The sequence below is a fragment of the Rossellomorea vietnamensis genome (assembly GCF_025398035.1).
Classification (GTDB): domain Bacteria; phylum Bacillota; class Bacilli; order Bacillales; family Bacillaceae_B; genus Rossellomorea; species Rossellomorea vietnamensis_B.
In genome coordinates, this window is the sequence record NZ_CP104558.1 from 2,525,204 (window position 1) to 2,543,408 (window position 18,205).

The 18,205-nt window shown below is 43.4% G+C and carries 12 protein-coding genes and 2 riboswitches; all 12 genes read right to left on the bottom strand.

Translation table 11 applies throughout. From position 1 onward, the window contains the following. Positions 1 to 193 precede the first annotated feature (193 nt). The 12 genes from ptsG to N5C46_RS13010 all read right to left on the bottom strand — a co-directional run bounded on the left by ptsG (position 194) and on the right by N5C46_RS13010 (position 18,202). The gene (ptsG, locus tag N5C46_RS12955; protein ID WP_261749000.1) at positions 194 to 2,260 is read right to left on the bottom strand and encodes a glucose-specific PTS transporter subunit IIBC; all 2,067 of its coding nucleotides are present in this window, start codon (positions 2,258 to 2,260) and stop codon (positions 194 to 196) included. 179 nt (positions 2,261 to 2,439) lie between these two features. Continuing rightward, the gene (glcT, locus tag N5C46_RS12960) at positions 2,440 to 3,282 is read right to left on the bottom strand and encodes a glucose PTS transporter transcription antiterminator GlcT (protein ID WP_261749001.1); all 843 of its coding nucleotides are present in this window, start codon (positions 3,280 to 3,282) and stop codon (positions 2,440 to 2,442) included. A gap of 214 nt (positions 3,283 to 3,496) precedes the next feature. Beyond that, positions 3,497 to 4,831 (bottom strand): NCS2 family permease, encoded by a 1,335-nt coding sequence (locus N5C46_RS12965; RefSeq protein WP_261749002.1) that lies wholly within the window; start codon positions 4,829 to 4,831, stop codon positions 3,497 to 3,499. A gap of 107 nt (positions 4,832 to 4,938) precedes the next feature. Continuing rightward, positions 4,939 to 5,040, bottom strand: a riboswitch (purine riboswitch). A gap of 171 nt (positions 5,041 to 5,211) precedes the next feature. Continuing rightward, entirely contained in the window at positions 5,212 to 6,765 is a 1,554-nt protein-coding gene (gene guaA, locus N5C46_RS12970; protein WP_034766078.1) for a glutamine-hydrolyzing GMP synthase, read from the bottom strand. 128 nt (positions 6,766 to 6,893) lie between these two features. Beyond that, positions 6,894 to 6,995: riboswitch (purine riboswitch) on the bottom strand. A 39-nt stretch (positions 6,996 to 7,034) separates the two neighbouring features. Next, the gene (locus N5C46_RS12975) at positions 7,035 to 9,239 is read right to left on the bottom strand and encodes a transglutaminase TgpA family protein (protein ID WP_261749003.1); all 2,205 of its coding nucleotides are present in this window, start codon (positions 9,237 to 9,239) and stop codon (positions 7,035 to 7,037) included. After that, positions 9,236 to 10,453 carry a DUF58 domain-containing protein gene (locus N5C46_RS12980; RefSeq protein WP_261749004.1) on the bottom strand — a complete coding sequence of 406 codons (1,218 nt, stop codon included), beginning with the start codon at positions 10,451 to 10,453 and terminating at the stop codon, positions 9,236 to 9,238. Before N5C46_RS12980 ends, N5C46_RS12975 begins: the two co-directional genes overlap by 4 nt. Beyond that, on the bottom strand, positions 10,454 to 11,410 hold the full coding sequence (locus N5C46_RS12985) for an AAA family ATPase (RefSeq protein ID WP_034766072.1): 957 nt from the start codon (positions 11,408 to 11,410) through the stop codon (positions 10,454 to 10,456). It abuts the gene before it with no gap. Positions 11,411 to 11,636: 226 nt separating this feature from the next. Beyond that, the gene (locus N5C46_RS12990; protein ID WP_261749005.1) at positions 11,637 to 12,320 is read right to left on the bottom strand and encodes a hypothetical protein; all 684 of its coding nucleotides are present in this window, start codon (positions 12,318 to 12,320) and stop codon (positions 11,637 to 11,639) included. A 92-nt stretch (positions 12,321 to 12,412) separates the two neighbouring features. Beyond that, on the bottom strand, positions 12,413 to 13,240 hold the full coding sequence (gene nadE / locus N5C46_RS12995) for an NAD(+) synthase (RefSeq protein WP_261749006.1): 828 nt from the start codon (positions 13,238 to 13,240) through the stop codon (positions 12,413 to 12,415). Between the two features lie 71 nt (positions 13,241 to 13,311). Next, on the bottom strand, positions 13,312 to 14,781 hold the full coding sequence (locus tag N5C46_RS13000; protein WP_261749007.1) for a nicotinate phosphoribosyltransferase: 1,470 nt from the start codon (positions 14,779 to 14,781) through the stop codon (positions 13,312 to 13,314). 227 nt (positions 14,782 to 15,008) lie between these two features. Beyond that, on the bottom strand, positions 15,009 to 15,416 hold the full coding sequence (locus N5C46_RS13005; protein ID WP_261749008.1) for a hypothetical protein: 408 nt from the start codon (positions 15,414 to 15,416) through the stop codon (positions 15,009 to 15,011). 254 nt (positions 15,417 to 15,670) lie between these two features. Beyond that, positions 15,671 to 18,202, bottom strand: a complete 2,532-nt coding sequence (locus N5C46_RS13010) for a right-handed parallel beta-helix repeat-containing protein (protein ID WP_261749009.1) — start codon at positions 18,200 to 18,202, stop codon at positions 15,671 to 15,673. Between the last annotated feature and the right edge of the window lie 3 nt (positions 18,203 to 18,205).

The following is an 18,205-nucleotide window of genomic DNA, read 5'->3' on the forward strand; positions in this document are numbered from 1 at the left end:
ACGGTTTTTAAAGTATATCAAGCTATTAGATATTCGTCAATAGATTTAATAGATTTAATTTAAAAACTTTCATACCCTCCTACTATGAGTTCGTAATTCTTCTATTTAAAACACCCATTATCTTCTATAATATAAACAAAAACAAAACCGGCTCACCCTCTGATGGCAGGTGAGCCGGTTTATCATTTGAATATTAGTCGATCTTAATGACGTTTTCGTCGTTACGATTCACTTTACCAGACTTTTCGATTGTGACTTGTTGACCTTCTTTTAGGTTTGTGAAGACAATCGGTGTCATGATGGAAGGTGCGTTAGCTTTGATGTAGTCAAGATCCACTTCCAGTAATGGTTGACCGGCTTCTACCTGGTCTCCCTCTTTTACTAGGGCTTCGAATCCTTTCCCTTCCAGTTTCACTGTATCGATTCCAACATGGATCAGGACTTCGCGGCCTGCTTTGGACTCAAGTCCGATGGCATGCTTCGTTGGGAATACGTTCACGACTTTACCTGTGATTGGAGAAACGATTGTTCCTTCAGTCGGCACGATCGCGAAACCGTCACCCATCATCTTACCTGAGAATACTTGGTCAGGAACTTCTGTGATGTCTTTGATCTCACCTGTGATCGGAGCTACGAATTTTTCGTTGTCGCGTTCTGTTTGAAGAGCTTCCGGATTCACCTCTTCGATTTGTTGCTCTACTTCTTCGTTTGCGTTTGTTTCTACTCTGCGTGGAGCTTTCCCACGGATGATGTCTTGCATTTGTGATTTGATTGTGTCTGATTTTGGTCCGAAGATCGCTTGGATGTTATCTCCTACTTCAAGTACACCTGAAGCACCCAGTTTTTTCAGACGGTTTTTATCTACTTGTTTCACGTCGTTGACGGATACACGCAGACGCGTGATACATGCATCTAAATGAGCGATGTTTTCTTGTCCACCCATTGCGTCAAGGATGTTGTATGGAAGATCGCCAGCTGAACTTGCAGGAGCGTCATCATCTTCATCTACGTCCTCACGACCAGGAGTCATAAGGTTGAACTTGCGGATAGCGAAACGGAATCCGAAGTAGTAGATGAATGCAAACACGATACCTACCGGGATGACGATCCACGCATTCGTTTGCGGGTTGATCAGTCCAAATAGGACGTAGTCGATTAAACCACCGGAGAATGTCATACCGATTTTAACATCTAATAGATGCATCGTAAGGAATGAAAGCCCGGCGAAGATTGTGTGAATTCCAAATAGTACTGGAGCCACGAATAAGAATGAGAATTCGATTGGTTCTGTAATACCTGTCAAGAATGAAGTCAAGGCAGCAGATGCCATGATTCCACCTACAACGGCTTTACGTTCCGGCTTCGCTTCATGGTAGATCGCTAATGCCGCTGCTGGAAGTCCGAACATCATGAATGGGAATTTACCTGTCATGAATGTACCGGCAGTAAGGTCTTGTACACCATCTTGAATTTGTTTCATAAAGATTGCCTGGTCCCCACGCACAACGTCGCCCGCTGCGGATGTGTAAGAACCGAATTCGAACCAGAATGGAGCATAGAAAATGTGATGTAATCCGAATGGAATAAGTGAACGTTCAATTACACCGAATACGAATGCTGCAAATGCTCTATTTTCACCGAGCATAAAGTTTGAGAATGTGTTAAGACCATCTTGGATCGGTGGCCAGATTAATAACATCAATAATCCTAATACGACTGAAGATGCCGCTGTTGCAATTGGAACAAATCGTTTACCTGCGAAGAATCCTAAGTATGAAGGAAGTTCGATTTGATAAAAACGATTGTACATTGACGCCGCCAGGATCCCGACGATGATACCGCCGAATACACCTGTTTGTAAGGTTGGGATACCGAGAACCAGTGCAAATGCAGGATCTACGTTATCACCTGTAACATCAGGAATACCTAATCCTTCTACTGTACCCATTGTTACGTTCATGATGAGGAAACCAACGATAGCCGCTAAACCGGCCACCCCTTCTCCACCGGCGAGACCGATGGCAACACCGACCGCGAAGAGCAGTGCCAAGTTTCCGAAGATAATTCCACCCGCTTGTTCCATTACGCTGGCAACGGTTTCAACGCCGCCGTTATTAAGGAATGGGGCAATGTCTAGAAGCGTTGGATTTTGAAGGGCATTACCAAACGCTAGTAAAAGTCCTGCTGCTGGTAAGATCGCAACTGGAAGCATTAATGCTTTACCGACTTTTTGTAGTACACCAAAAGCCTTTTTAAACATGTGAGTTTCCTCCCTTTATTTTTCATTTTCCGACTAATTAGATGATTGCGCCAAACAAAAAAGGCATGAGAAAAGAGGATAATGAACGTATATGGATAGACTACCCCAAAATACACGTTTCAATTATCTTCTTCACTCATGCCTGATCGAATCAGTAACACGTAAGAAAGATAAGTACATTAATTCACTTTATTTTGAATCCGTTGAAGATGCATCGTGAGGTATACTGCCTCTGCATCGTACACGGGTTTCTGCAAGGTTTGCTGCATCATCTTAATCAGCTTCCATGATAGATTATAGCAGACAGGATATTCTTCTTTCAACAGTTTTGCTATTTTTTCTGGTTCTTCTACTCTTTCTTCCCTCAAAACCCGTTCAATCGTATACCGGATATGTCGTATGAGCCTCATGTAATCGACGCTCTCTTTGTTGATTTCAACGTCCAGCTGTTGTTCGATCATCCCTATCAGCCGACTGATCAATTGAGAATGCTGGTTCACTTCGGAAAGATCTTTGTTCATCATGGCGCTGTGAATATGAAGGGCAATGAACCCCACTTCCCCTTCAGGCAGATGCACATCGGTCATATCATTGATCATGCCGACGACTTCTTTCGCAATTTCATATTCAAAAGGATACAGCGTTCTCGTTTCCACCAGAAACGGATTCCTGATTTCCATCCCTCTCATCAATCGGTTAATGGCAAATAAAATATGGTCTGTAAGGGCGATATGGATATGCTCGTTAAGGAATGAATTGGTTCTTTTCCTGATCAATTCAATGGCAGAGATAATGACGTTTGACATATCCTCATTTAAAAAAGGAAGAAGGTTTTTGTATTGCTCCTGTTCTTTTTCCCCTTTTAGGACAAACATCTTTTCGGCAATATCATTTTGGATGGGATCACCCTTTTTCCGGTTGAACCCTATCCCCTTCCCGATCAGCACGACTTCACCGTAGCTCTCGTGAACGGCAATCAATACGTTATTATTCAAGACTTTTTTTACATTTAAAGTAGACATACTCAATTCTCCCTATATATTCGACCATTTTCGACACTACCCGATTCCATGATTTTAACGAAAACTGACCCATTTTTCAATTGATACTTCTTACCTTAGTACTACTTTCTCTACCTTTGTCGCTATTCCCTTTATTTATTTTCTACACTTTCTCCGATAAAAACCAAAAAGAAGCTGATCTGCAAGAGATCAGCTTCTGAATGATTGTCTAATCTTATACTAAGAAGATAAAGTACAGTACAAAAATCACAAACAGGAAATACATGATTGGATGGATTTCTTTTCCGCGACCTTTCATAATCATTGTAATCGGATAGAAAATGAATCCAATGGCGATACCCGTTGCAATACTGTACGTAAGCGGCATAGCGACAATGGTAAGGAATGCCGGTACAGCCACCTCGAATTTCTTCCAGTCGATTTCACCTAGTGACGAAACCATCAGTACCCCGACAATGATCAGTGCCGGTGCCGTCACAGCCGATGTGATGACGGCAAGTAACGGGAAGAAGAAAATCGAAAGGACGAAAAGGATGGCAGTCACAACCGATGCGAATCCTGTCCTTGCTCCAGCGGCAACCCCTGCAGATGATTCAATATAAGAGGTTGTGGTGGACGTTCCTAAGATAGCGCCGACTACCGTTGCACAAGAATCTGCGAATAACGCTTTTCCCGCACGGGGTAATTTGTTCTCTTTCATCAGACCTGCCTGATTGGCCACCGCCACGAGGGTACCGGCCGTATCAAAGAAATCGACGAATAAGAACGTCAGGATGACCACAAGCATCTGGATCGTGAAGATACTGCCTGCATCATTGAATAAAGGTTCCAGTGCTGCACCGAATGTCGGAGCAAGACTTGGTGCCGCGTCCACTACTCTTTCCGGTGTATCGATAAGGCCGGCGATCATTCCCACGACGGCCGTTACGACCATCCCGATGAAAATACCGCCTTTAACGCCCCTTGTCATCAGGATCACCGTAATGATGATTCCGAAAATGGCAAGCAGCGTGGTTCCTTTCGTTAAGTCTCCAAGTCCCACTAATACTGCATCGTTGTTTACGATAATTCCTGCATTTTGAAAACCGATGAAGGTAATGAATAAACCGATCCCGGCTCCAACAGCGTATTTTAATTCAGCTGGAATTGAGTTAATGATCTTTTCCCGGATGCCCGAAAGTGTCAAGGCGATGAAAATCAGTCCTGAAATTAAGACTCCCGTCAAAGCTGATTGCCAAGGTACACCCATTGTTAATACGACCGTGTATGCGAAGAAAGCATTCAAGCCCATTCCCGGTGCCAAAGCAATCGGATACTTGGCGATCAACCCCATGATTAACGACCCGATGGCCGCAGCCAATGCTGTCGCCACGAACACGGCACCGTAATCCATTCTCATGCTATCCGGAAGATCCGGAACAGATTGAAGAGTCAACGTGAGCGGGTTTACGATTAAGATGTAAGCCATCGATAGGAAAGTGGTCAGTCCCCCGATGATCTCCCTTTTATAATTCGTTCCTAACTGGTCAAACTGAAAGAAATTCCTCATGCTTGTACTCCTCCTATAGAGTCGCCGTAGAAAATAAAAAAACCTCGAACTACCAGAGTTCAAGGCTTTGACTGTTAAGATCCAGATTGACAGGCGTAAAAAAACGGACCTATCATCCATCACCTCGTAGTCAAGCCATTTACGGTAGCTTGGTAGAAACGCTCGGGCCTTATTCCCGAAATTATACGACGTAATACTTTTATAATGTTTTGTTATGATTACAGTACTATTGTACCAACGGGAAAGGAGCCCGTCAATAAAAAATACGAACATTATTATATATTTTTCATTATAATGTTCGTTTAATGCAAAAAACGACAGGTATCCTCCGTCTTTGTCGAAACGGAAGAAACCTGTCAGTTTTACAACCCTCTATACCATTATTCCCACTCAATCGTTGCAGGTGGCTTACTCGTCACATCATACACCACGCGGTTAATATGATCGACTTCGTTCACGATGCGTGTGGAAATTTTCTCTAATACATCCCATGGGATACGCGCCCAATCCGAGGTCATACCGTCAATAGATGTGACAGCACGGATTCCGATTGTGTAGTCATAGGTTCTCGCATCTCCCATAACCCCTACACTTCGGATATCAGGAAGGACCGTAAAGTATTGCCAGATGTCACGATCAAGTCCGGCTTTCTTGATTTCGTCACGAAGAATGTAATCAGACTCGCGGACAATTTCAAGCTTCTGCTCCGAAATTTCACCAAGGACACGGATACCAAGACCCGGTCCCGGGAATGGTTGGCGCCATACGATCTCATCGGGAATACCAAGCTCAGAACCTAAGGCACGTACTTCATCTTTAAAGAGTGTGTTCAACGGCTCGATCAGGGTGAACTGCATATCTTCAGGAAGCCCGCCGACGTTGTGGTGGGACTTGATCGTTTGCGCAGTCGCCGTACCGCTTTCAATGATGTCTGTATATAACGTACCTTGTGCAAGATATTCGATTCCTTTAAGCTTCGTCGCTTCATCATCGAACACGTAAATGAATTCATTCCCGATGATTTTACGTTTTTGCTCAGGGTCGGATACACCTTTTAGTTTATTCAAGAAACGATCCTGGGCATCCACTTTAATCACGTTCATGTTAAAGCCGTCAGCGAATGTCTTCATGACGCTGTCTGCCTCCCCTTTACGAAGAAGTCCGTGATCGACGAAGATGCATGTCAGTTGATCACCGATTGCTTTGTGGATCAAGACGGCCACGACGGAAGAATCGACACCTCCGCTTAATGCGCAAAGGACCTTTTTATCCCCCACGGTTTGACGGATCTTGTCCATTTCCATTTCGATGAAGTTCTCCATGGACCAGTCGCCTGTGCACCCACATACTTCGAATACGAAGTTCTTCAGCATTTCATTTCCGTGTTCTGAATGTCGTACTTCAGGGTGGAATTGTACCGCATATAACCCTTTTTCCTCGTTACTCATAGAAGCGATCGGGCAAGATGGATTCGTTGCGTTCACATCGAATCCTGCAGGAGCTTCGACCACAAGATCTCCGTGACTCATCCATACGACTTGCTCTTCAGGAAGATTCGAGAATATCTTGGATTGCTTCTCAATATTGATGGCTGCCTTCCCGTACTCACGGTGCTTCGCGCGTTCGACCTTCCCGCCAAAGTGCATCGTCATAAGCTGCATGCCATAGCAGATCCCAAGAATCGGAATATCAAGATCAAAGATGCGCTCATCACAACGGAATGAATCTTCACCGTACACACTGTTCGGTCCGCCGGAGAAGATGATCCCCGTCGGATTCATTTCCTGGATTTCTTCAAGGGTAACTGTATGCGGATGGAGCTCACTGTAAACACCAAACTCACGGATTCTTCGCGTGATTAATTGATTGTATTGACTTCCAAAGTCCAAAACGACGATCATTTCCTGATTGTGCAATTCTTCTTTACCAAGCATTCAGTTCACCTCTTCAATTTATTTACCTACTACCATCTTTTGTTGTTAGCATTCCAAAAAAATATAAAAAAAACTAGACTTCGCCTTAAAAAAAGGCAGAATTCTAGTTTTTTGCATACACGGATGTCAACTAAGAACACTGCCTTCATAGTCCAGTCATTTAAGGTGACCGGGTAGATACTTTCGAACCGTATTATCGAGGATATACGAAGGATGCTAACGAACGCTATTTGAATTTGACATCATTTTATACTTTGTGATCAACGGGGTCAACCGGTTGTCCTTTTAATTAAATTTTCCCATAATTCCCTCATCTTTGCCCAGTCTTCTTTTGTAGGGCTTTGACCGTATAGTACACGTTCATAATTATTGGTCAGACTGGTCATTTCACGGGTACCGAAGAACTGATCGATGTATCTCGAATACCCCCGTAATGTCTGACCGTCATCCATCTTCAATCCGTATCTTTCCAATTGTTTCATGAGGGACAGATAGGCTTCCGAGAATACGTCATCCGATGACTTCCTGCGGTAGTATAATATCAGGACATACGGCATCCAGCGCCTTCTCACCAGAAATAATGCAATCCCCATGATGATCAGCAGAATGGTTCCCATCACGATCTTGCCCCAATTGTCCGCAATGAATGACGTGATGTCATCCCAAAGCTTCGATAAAGAAAAACCATCACCGGAAGATGCGGTATCTTCTTCAGGCTGCAGGGGTTGTTTCGGTGTTTCCTTCTGCTCCGGAATAGGGACTTCATTATTATCAGAATCAGGTATATCAATATCATACTGATAAGAAACATTGTTGCTGAAACCGACAGTAGGCTCAAACGGAACCCAGCCCACTTCCGGGAAGAATACCTCTACCCATGAATGGGCATTGTTGTTCGATACTTCGTAGAGTTTATACGTGGAATCCACCTGCCTGCTGTATTCCCCTTCTGTATAGCCTTTGGCCCATCTCGCCGGGATCCCGAGTGAGCGGACCAGGACCACCATGGAAGTAGAGAAATTATCACAGTATCCGCGCCTCGTTTCAAACAGGAACTGATCCACGTAATCCTGTTCTTCTTCAGGAACCGGTACATCGAACTGATCGTATACATACGCTTCCTTTGAAAAATATTGCTCGATCGCCCTTACTTTGTCATACCAATTATCCTCTTCCGCCGTAATCTCAACAGCCAGGTCCTTGACTCGCTGAGGAATCGTATCGGGCAGCTGGGTGTAACGATCGACGAATTCAGGGACCTGCATGATTTCCTGCTCTTCATTGGCCGCCTTCATCTTTTTCTGGGAATAGGACGGGGAGCGGTAGGACAGCTCATACTCTTCAAGCTTGACCGTTTCATCTGGTTCTTTATAACTCGTCACTTTTTCATCTATTGGATTGAAGCTGAAATACCCATTTTCATTCCCGTTGATCGTTTCTACCCCGTAAGGATAAGCGACATGGGAATAGGTACGCTCGACCATGACCTTCTCACTTTCCAGGTCCCGCTCTTCATCCGATTGTGGTGAAGGGATCGGAACCTTTTTCCCCGGATCAAACGTGAGTGGGTCCTGTTGATCGTCAGAAATGGACTGCTCCCATCCTTTCCCCGTATATAAATCCTTCGATTCAATCTTCCAGTAATGCTCCCGTGTCACCTCTGCATTGAAAATGACCGTGGGATCACCGACAAAGGGACCCCCAAGCTTAGTATCATCCGTATCGTAGCCTATCTTGTTGACACCACTTCCACCTGCACCCTCTGAAAAGGATTGAAGATACGGAACAGGATCCGGCCAGATCGGGTCGGCTTTAGGAGCTGCAAAAGCAACAACCGAACTGATCCCGAGCATCACCGTCAGCGGAACGATCCAGCGATGGCGGCTCATCTTGGAACCAAGGAGCTGCTCTCTTTGCACCAGCCTTTCAAGGGCCAATAATCCCATGAGAAGGAAGCCGAAAATGACGACGCGTATAATCGATTTATCCCCTTCATATACCGTGAAAGTATCAATCAAGCACACATAAGTGACCGTCATCACATAAAACAGAAGAATCGTTTTCCGAACAGATAACCAGTAATGGATCAAGTACGTCATCAGCCACAGAAGCACAAAGAACAACAGGCTTCTATACTCAAAAGACAAACTTGGCCATTCACGTCCGAGGGTCAGTCCGAGATTCTCCCATAAATCATGACTGAACTCCCTGAACCACCTGGGAGAGAAGAAAGAGCCCATGTAATACAACCCATGCAGACTGTACAGAATAAAAAGGATTTTCACAAATGCCGTGATAGCATAATGAATCCGGAAATAAGACAGGGTGAGTGCCAAGGCGATAAAGACGATAAAATAGGTCAGACTCGCTGTGTCCGTCACAACTTTAAGTGGTTTTAACCACTCCCATAAAAGCAAAAACCCAAATAAATAAATCACGACCTTAAAAAATGAACGCGGAGTTTCTTGCCTCATGCCCGTTTCACCTCCAGAAATGCCGACGAGAAGTCACCTTCAAAGCATACCTGCAAACGAATGCCGCGCGAGGAGGCGTAAGCTTTCAGCGATTTCTCTTCTGCCGTGTACGAATCCCCTGCCCTCTTCACCAAAAAGATGACGACAGAGCTGTTCCGCTTCGCATATTCATTCACGCTCATGATCATTTTTTTCGAAACGGATGAGGTCACGAATAGCACCGCAGCTGATTGAGAATAGTTCAATCCCGCTCCCTGCAGGACTTTCCCCAGAGCAAACGGGCTGTCCTGCCTCACTTTTGCCAAGTGATAATTCAGCTGACTCAAGTGCTCATCCCCGCCCCGGATGGGAAATGAAACATGATCTCCACCAATTGACACAAGGCCGACCTGAGCCCCCTTTTTGACGATGGACCTGATCATCGATGCCGTAAAGGTCACCATCGCCTCAAACGCTTGCGAGGACTCCCTGTCGAGTACAATGAGGACGTCATGGGACTGACGTTCCTCAAACTCCTTCGTCATCAGCTCATTGGTCCTCGCAAAGGTCTTCCAATGAATCCACGAAAAGCGGTCACCGGGTTGATACTCACGGATACCCGTCGCCATTGTCGTATCCTTTTGGATCTTCACACTTGAAGTCGTCATCCCCTGGTCATATCGATTCTCCAATGGTCGATAAGGGACATCGACGATCGACGGGTACACGAGGAGCCTGTCCACACAATCCACCGTGGCTTCCTTTTCAAAAACACCAAAGAAATCACCTGTTTTGAACCTGACATTAGAAAAGATGTGTTCTCCACGGGGAAGCTCATCAATGTAATACGTCAGCATGATCCGTCTTCTGAAGCCGGGATGGATCATTGCTTTCGCCTTCTGAAAACCGGACTGATGAAAGACAGAATCAGTCACCACATCTTCCAACACCAAATAAAACAGAGGAAATGGCAGCTTTCGGGTGAGGGTGATGGTCACCTTCAATTCATCCCCGGCCTTGTACTCAGCAGATTCAAAACTCCGCTCCACATAAAACTCTGATAACGGATATAAGAAAACAAAAACCGAATAAAGGGAGAACGGCAAGAAACTATAGAACAGAAACCAGCTTACAAACCCACCTTGAAACATCGCATACGAAAAAGTCACACCCATCAGAATAAGCAGGAGCAGAAACTTCCCCAGCGGTTTAAGAAATTGAAGTTTCGTCTTCATCTATCTCACAAGCCTTTGTACCGGGACCGGTATTCGCGCCATGACTCTCTCTACCACTTCTTCAGGTGTAATCCCTTCGTATCTCGCTTCCGACTTCATAATGATCCGGTGAGAAAATACGAAAGGCGCCAGGAATTGAACATCGTCGGGAACTACATAATCCCTTCCTCGTAAATAGGCATAAGCCTGACAAGCCTTCATCAGGGCAATCGATCCACGGGGACTCGCGCCCAGGTACACATTCGCATGGATCCTCGTACGGTTCGCAATCTCCACAATGTATTTCTTAATGGTGTCGTCCACCAATACTTCCTTGACATCCCCCTGGATATACCTCAATTCCTCAAGGGTCATAACAGGCTCCAATTCATCGATCGGCGGAGTCCTCTGAGCGCGGTGAAGGACTTCCATCTCTTCTTCCGGTTCCGGATACCCCATCTTCATCTTCAGAAGGAATCGGTCAAGCTGAGCTTCCGGCAGCGGATACGTCCCTTCATATTCAATCGGATTCTGGGTCGCCATAACGAAGAACGGCTTATCAAGCTTCCGGGTCATCCCGTCAATCGTCACGCTGCTTTCTTCCATCCCTTCAAGTAAAGCGGACTGTGTCTTCGGTGATGTACGGTTGATTTCATCCGCAAGAATGATGTTCCCCATGATCGGTCCAGGTCTGAAATTAAACTCCATCTCTTTCGGGTTATAAATCGATACCCCGATCACATCAGAAGGCAGTAAGTCCGGGGTGAACTGAATCCGTTTAAAGCTCGCCCCAACGGATTTCGCCAATGCGCGAACCATCATCGTCTTCCCTACACCCGGAACATCTTCAAGCAGAACATGCCCCCCGGCAAGCAGGGATACGATACTCAGTTCCGCTACCTTCCTCTTCCCGATCATGACTTTCTCTATATTATCAATGATACTTTGTAACTTTGGATTCACTGTTTCATGTGACATCGTACCCCTCCTGAATGATTCAAACTCTTCTTTAACTATTACTACTTTCGTTTAAAAAGTCGAAAATCCTCTATAAATTGGGAAATTGGTAGATAATTTTTAGGGAATTGGTAGGATATGAGGTGCATTAGTGAGTAAACCATTCAATATTTACAGAGTTGCTTTCGCCACTACTAAAAAAAGCCTCCCATAAAATACAGGAGGCCCCACATAAGGAATACACAGATTAATATTTTTCCAATTTCTTCGTTGTTCTTCCACCGACACTAAATCGCGTTGTTAATTCTTCCAAGTCTCTCCCTTCCCCCAAAAACTTATTAATGTACTCCTCTCCTGGAACACTTCCTACGTCTTTTTCAGTCATATATATTGGAATGTCATGAAATCGCATTCTATCAATCCAACCGTCCAACTGATCTTGCACTTCTATATCAAAAATCCGAAAGTCCATTTCTCCACCATTATCCCAAACAATGATAATCCTAGCCCCAATGATACGTGGGCTTCTTATTGCATTACTTGTATTCGGTATATATCTTAAAGTGTGACCGATAATCACCTGATCCATTTGATTGTAAGTAATCAGCTCTTCTATTTCTTCTTTTGTTTTACTATTTTTATAATAAAAATAATAACCTTCATGATTAAGATGCTTTATGATGTTCAGATTCGTATATTGCTTCAAATTGTTATAGCTAAACCTTGTTAAAAAGGCCATTATGGCAAATACAAAGAAGATAAACCCTGCCATGACCGGAAAAAAATCAAAGATCAAAAAATATAGGACTAACCAGAGCAGACCTAATGATATGATTCCGAAGACAGTGATTAACCCCCTGTGAAACCTTAGAGCATAATCCGGTAGCTGGTTCGTGTAGCGCAAGTCTTCTCCACCTTGCATTTCGATCATTTCATACTCTCCTCACATACATATCTTAGTTATAATAATGAACCCAAAACAAAAGGTTGACCCAGCTTAATAAGCAGGCCAACCTTTTGTGATTATTTCCAAAAATCATCAAAAACCGTGACCGGCAGATGACGTTTATGCTGTGTTTTCAGGTAGTGACCTTCAATGGTTTTCTTGGCTTCAGCGGGGACTTCTTTCCCTTCCAGGTAATCGTCCAGCTGATCGTACGTGACGCCAAGGGCTTCTTCGTCCGGAAGCGACGGACGATCTTCTTCCAGGTCCGCTGTCGGCTTCTTATTGTATAAGTGTTCAGGACAGCCGAGCTCGATCAAAAGCGCTCTCCCTTGACGCTTGTTCAGGCGAAAAAGGGGGACGAGATCTGCCGCTCCATCGCCGTATTTCGTGTAGAAGCCTGTGACTGCTTCAGCAGAGTGATCCGTACCGAGCACCACGCCATTCTTCATGGCGGCTATGGCAAATTGCACCTTCATCCGTTCACGGGCCTTTTCGTTCCCTTTGACAAAGTCTGAAAGCTCGATCCCGTTTTTCTTCAACGTTTCGACGCTTGCATCGACTGCCGGTTGGACATTGACCGTCATCGACACGGTCGGGTTGATGAATTCCACGGCATCAATGGCATCCTGGGCATCTCCCTGTTCCCCGTAAGGAAGCCTGACAGCATAAAAAGCATAATCCGACGAACCGGATTCCTGATTCATTTCATCAATGGCCATCTGTGCCAGTTTCCCTAATAAAGTAGAATCCTGACCTCCTGAAATTCCGAGGACCAGACTTTTCATAAATGAATGCTTCTTCAAGTAAGCCTTCATAAAGTCGACACTGCGACGGATTTCTTCCTGGGGATTGATTTCCGGGGAGACCATCATTTCTTTTACGATTTGTTTTTGAAGAGAATCCATGTCTTCACACTCCATGTTAGGTTTTATTACATCATATTATATCTTTTTATCATGCCCAAACAAAGGGAATCTCACCAATTTCCGCTTTGTTTTTCTTTCACTTCAGCTTTTACACGATGAATCAGATCCATCTTATTGTTCCAACACTCTTCACTTAAATCCACAGGGTACTCTTCAGGATTCATGGAACGCTTATACTCATCCCATAACAATTCAAGATTTTCATTTACGAAACTTCTCATTTCTGATAATGGAGGCGTATCATACACAAGCTCACCGTCCTTGAATACCTCCACATGAAGTTCCCTCGCTTCGAAATTCGTGACGAACTTACTGATATACGTATGAACAGGGTGGAACATTTTCAACCGTTCCTGACTTTCAGGGTGCTCATGCTCCAGGGCAATATATTCGCCCTCTGATTTATGATTAACCGTATTGACGATGCGGTAAACCCTTTTCATCCCGGGAGTTGAAACTTTTTCGGCATTGCTCGAAATTTTAATCGTGTCTTCCATTTCACCTGACTCATTTTCAATGGACACGAGCTTATACACGGCACCTAAAGCAGGCTGATCGTACGCTGTGATCAGCTTTGTCCCGACACCCCATACATCAATCTGTGCCCCTTGCGCCTTCAAGTTCAGGATCGTATATTCGTCCAGATCATTGGAGGCAATGATTTTCGTATCCGTAAAGCCTGCATCATCAAGCATCTTGCGAGCGATCTTCGATTGGTACGCCATGTCCCCGCTATCAAGACGGATCCCTTTGAAGTTGATCTTGTCGCCAAGCTCCTTCGCTACTTTAATTGCCGTCGGGACACCGGATTTCAACGTATCATACGTATCCACGAGGAATACACAATCCTTGTGGCTCTCTGCATACTTATGAAAGGCCTGATATTCATCGCGGTAGGCTTGCACCATAGCATGGGCGTGAGTTCCCGAAACCGGCATACCGAATAACTTCCCGGCCCGTACATTACTCGTCGCATCAAAGCCGCCGATATACGCAGCACGGGTTCCCCAAATGGCTGCATCCAGCTCATGGGCACGTCTCGTCCCGAACTCCATCACCACTTCATCCTGCACCACCTGCTTGATCCGGTTCGCCTTCGTCGCAATCAACGTCTGATAGTTCACGATATTCAAGATTGCCGTCTCCAATAACTGAGCCTGAGCAAGAGGCGCCTCCACACGGACAAGGGGGACATTCCCGAACGCAACCTCCCCTTCCTGCATGGACCGTATCGTCCCAGTGAAACGAAGCTCCGCCAAGTATTCCAGGAACGCTTCCTCATACCCCAGCTCCCGTAGGTACTCGATATCACTCTCCGAGAAATGAAACTTTTTCACATATTCAATGATCCGTTCGAGCCCGGCAAATACCGCATATCCATTGCCAAAAGGCAGCTTTCGAAAGAACACTTCAAAAACAGCCTTTCGATTATGGAAATCATCATCCCAGTAAGCCTTCGTCATATTGATCTGATACAAATCTGTATGCAACGCTAAACTATCATCTGCATAGTTCGTCATGTATTTCTCTCCTTTAAGCTATAGCCAATTGTTGAACATGATTGAGTCTTTTCTATTTTAACCAATATTGGGTGGGATATCGAATGATTAGGGTTGGGGGGTGTACCACTTATAAATTACTTCTCTATTTCAGGGCAAATGCTTAATACCATCCGATAGCTTTCCACAACCATCCAGGCTAATTTTAGTAATGCTGGGACGAACAAATGAGGTGCATTCGTTAAGTTTCAGTCCGCACCCGCTCCTCCACCATCCCCGCCACAATTTCCACCGCTGCCAATCTCCGGACCATAAGTGGAATCACCTGAAAATAAAGAGGTAAAGTATTCACTGACCGTTTCGGGAGATAACGTTTCCCCTATTTTTCTATTAATAAAATAAAGCAACACTAAAATAAGCAGCAAAAAAGACTCAGTTACCATTAGGATAGGAAATTGTGAAAAAGTCAAATAACTAAACAATATGAACAAACCATATACAATGATAATAAAATAAAGATGAATGAATCGATAATAGACCGTTGTGGTATTTTGATTTTTAGGTTTTATCATTCCTTTAATGAAAATTCTTGGATAATACATCAACATAGATAAGGAAACCAGCCCGAATGTAAATAAACAATACATAAGAAACATGACCAATCCCTCCTGCCCTTAGTTTTAGGTTGTTCGAATTCATACTCAGAAATGCGACTCAGGTATTAAAATTCAATATTTTGGAAATATTTCATATCTTATTTACCACTGCAATGGTTTTTGAAACATATTAATGGAAAAATTTCAATCAAATAGAGCTTTAATAACCATTCATGGAATGAAACCACAAGAACCGTCATTCCTTCTTTAGATGTTTAAGTTCGCAAAAAAAAGAACTGACCTGAGTCAGTCCTCTAATCTTGAATAACACCAAATTCTTTAAACACCGCTAAAGGCTTTATAAATTCCCATTGAACGGTGCCATCCATTGCACTCCCGCTTGTGTGAGTAGGAGCTGACTGTCCAGATGTTCCAGCAAGCGTACATTTATAGACAAACCCGTTCGAATTGATTAGGTCGTTTAGTGAATAGGGAGTGTTAGGAATCCATGCATTCGTATTTGCCTGACCTGACTGAATACAAATCCATCCTAAATTCCCGCCTGCTTCAGGCATGGCATTATAAATTATTTCGCCTCTTGAAAAAATACCCGATGAAGGAGAAGTGACGGAATGTGTAGTAGGATCAAATAGTTTGTATCTAACTAGATTGGGTAGGGTCAGGATGATATTATACGTTTTATTGTTCGCGATATGAGCTTCCCATACTTCTTTGTCACTTTTAAAATATGGGATTGTGATTGGTGTGTCTCCTTTGTATTCAATCGTGTTTCCTATTACTGACGCAATGATTGAATCGGTTATATAGTTATTATCGAATAACGATTCAATACTGCTATTACTGATTTCAAACCGACACTCATGAAAGCCTACCTTTACACCCTCTGATATATTTGACATCGCTTGAAAGAAGTAAGACATCTTTGTTGATTTAAAATGACACTGATTAAACATCATATTATTTTTTCTTTTCTCACTGTTTACGCAAGTGGATTGGACGAGAGAATCAACAAAACGACAGTTTTCAAATTGTACATTGTGAAAATGTTGAAGTGTCCGGAACCTGCAATCGTTGAACACACAATCACCGATCGAGATATTGCTTGGCACTCCAGTGTTAAGTGTTACCAGTAGGTTCTTAAATTGACAGTTTACGAAGTCATTCGAAAAATGCACCTCTGGTTGGAATTGATCGCTGGGATCTGAATAAAAGATACAATCACTTATTTTAGTCGCAGCCTTTAGTATTGCACCTCCTACAACCAATTTCACTATATTATCCTTATACACAGCATTCCCTAAAGTTCCTATGCCATTTTTAAAGAAATTGTTTGAAACAATAGTATTATAGCTGGGGTTTTCTACATTAAAGCTTCCTTCAATATAATTATTTGAAATAGTTACAAAAGCATTCTTTTGACCGCCTGCCCCGAATAAATATAAACCTGCCCGTCGCATATAGTTTCCTTTAATAGTGGCAAATTCCTGATCATATATAACAATTCCTGATCCACCCATATTTGTGATGACATTGTTTTCAATAAACACCGAGTATCCCCTGGTCAATATCCCATGAAATCCTCCAGTGATCAAGTTATCTCGAATAATACTGTTGTCTCCATATGAATCTTCCTGGTTAATCGCATACTTTGTAGAATCAGGAAATTGCGGAGCACCATCTAAAAAATTCGTATTGAACTTCCCGTTATCACGAATACGATTATTTTTAATAATACAATACGAACCACCCATTGTGATCCCGCCGCGGTGACCATCATAAATTTCATTGAATTCCACCACATTATGTGCAGGCATCCCTCCAAAGTTTGTAAATATGTTCAGGTTCCTGCCTGGATCGGATTCATTTCTAAATATGAATTTGATTTTCTTTGCTCTTTTAGGGATTGAGATGGGGAATAGCACACGCATATTGGTGGTTCTGCCTATAAATGTATTATCCTCTGTATAAAAAGCTATATTGAATTCTTTATTGTTTAAGCTGGTTTGCCTTGAATAACCTTGTCCCGAAAGAGAAATCACACTAAATTCACCAGCAGGTATCGTAACATAATCCGTAATGATACTATTATCTGATGGGGTGACTACTCCATTCCCATCCATGTCCCCAAGCACCGGAGTACCCGGTATACTTCCTCGAATCCATCCAACTGAAGTGAAATTGACATTGTCCCCTGCATAACCGCTTATATCGCAGTGACTCAAAGAACAATAAGAAGCTCCATACGTAAAGGATACTCCATATGTGTGTTCTACATATTTTTCACTCGGATCGTTAAAACTGCGTTCATACATATCGCCTATTATTTTCCCATTGGTTAAATGTGCATTCTTTACCTGGTGAAACTTAAAGGATACTCCGGCAAACAAATGAATCGCTCCAGAAGTTCGCTCATCATATGGGGATTTATTGTCAGAGTCGTACATCACCTTTAAGGTTGAACCGTTTAGATTGAACGTAATGTTATCCACCAAGTTAATCGACAAAGGGTAACAAATTGAATATTCACCCCTTGGTAACATAACGAGTGTATATTCTTTACCATGTGCATATTTTAATGCCCGGTTAATGCCTTTAATATTGTTATATGCTTTATGATAATCTTCTTCAGAGTAGGGTTTCTGTGGCAAACCTTTTTGAATCCCCCAATGCTCTAAATCGATTACATACGTTCCATGCCCATATCTTTCTGAGAATAACTTCTCCGCAAGGTTCTGATCTTTATTTATGAATACTGAATCTGCTACCGTTATCGGAAAAGCGAGTGTCCCTTCTTCATCTATCAATTTTTTTATTCTACCATCCAACAT

What these genes read in the sequence shown, in the direction of transcription:
- ptsG (WP_261749000.1), bottom strand. Translation starts at nt 2,260, where the DNA reads ATGTTTAAAAAGGCTTTTGGTGTACTACAAAAAGTCGGTAAAGCATTA.
- glcT (WP_261749001.1), bottom strand. Translation starts at nt 3,282, where the DNA reads ATGTCTACTTTAAATGTAAAAAAAGTCTTGAATAATAACGTATTGATT.
- N5C46_RS12965 (WP_261749002.1), bottom strand. Translation starts at nt 4,831, where the DNA reads ATGAGGAATTTCTTTCAGTTTGACCAGTTAGGAACGAATTATAAAAGG.
- guaA (WP_034766078.1), bottom strand. Translation starts at nt 6,765, where the DNA reads ATGCTTGGTAAAGAAGAATTGCACAATCAGGAAATGATCGTCGTTTTG.
- N5C46_RS12975 (WP_261749003.1), bottom strand. Translation starts at nt 9,239, where the DNA reads ATGAGGCAAGAAACTCCGCGTTCATTTTTTAAGGTCGTGATTTATTTA.
- N5C46_RS12980 (WP_261749004.1), bottom strand. Translation starts at nt 10,453, where the DNA reads ATGAAGACGAAACTTCAATTTCTTAAACCGCTGGGGAAGTTTCTGCTC.
- N5C46_RS12985 (WP_034766072.1), bottom strand. Translation starts at nt 11,410, where the DNA reads ATGTCACATGAAACAGTGAATCCAAAGTTACAAAGTATCATTGATAAT.
- N5C46_RS12990 (WP_261749005.1), bottom strand. Translation starts at nt 12,320, where the DNA reads ATGATCGAAATGCAAGGTGGAGAAGACTTGCGCTACACGAACCAGCTA.
- nadE (WP_261749006.1), bottom strand. Translation starts at nt 13,240, where the DNA reads ATGGATTCTCTTCAAAAACAAATCGTAAAAGAAATGATGGTCTCCCCG.
- N5C46_RS13000 (WP_261749007.1), bottom strand. Translation starts at nt 14,781, where the DNA reads ATGACGAACTATGCAGATGATAGTTTAGCGTTGCATACAGATTTGTAT.
- N5C46_RS13005 (WP_261749008.1), bottom strand. Translation starts at nt 15,416, where the DNA reads ATGTTTCTTATGTATTGTTTATTTACATTCGGGCTGGTTTCCTTATCT.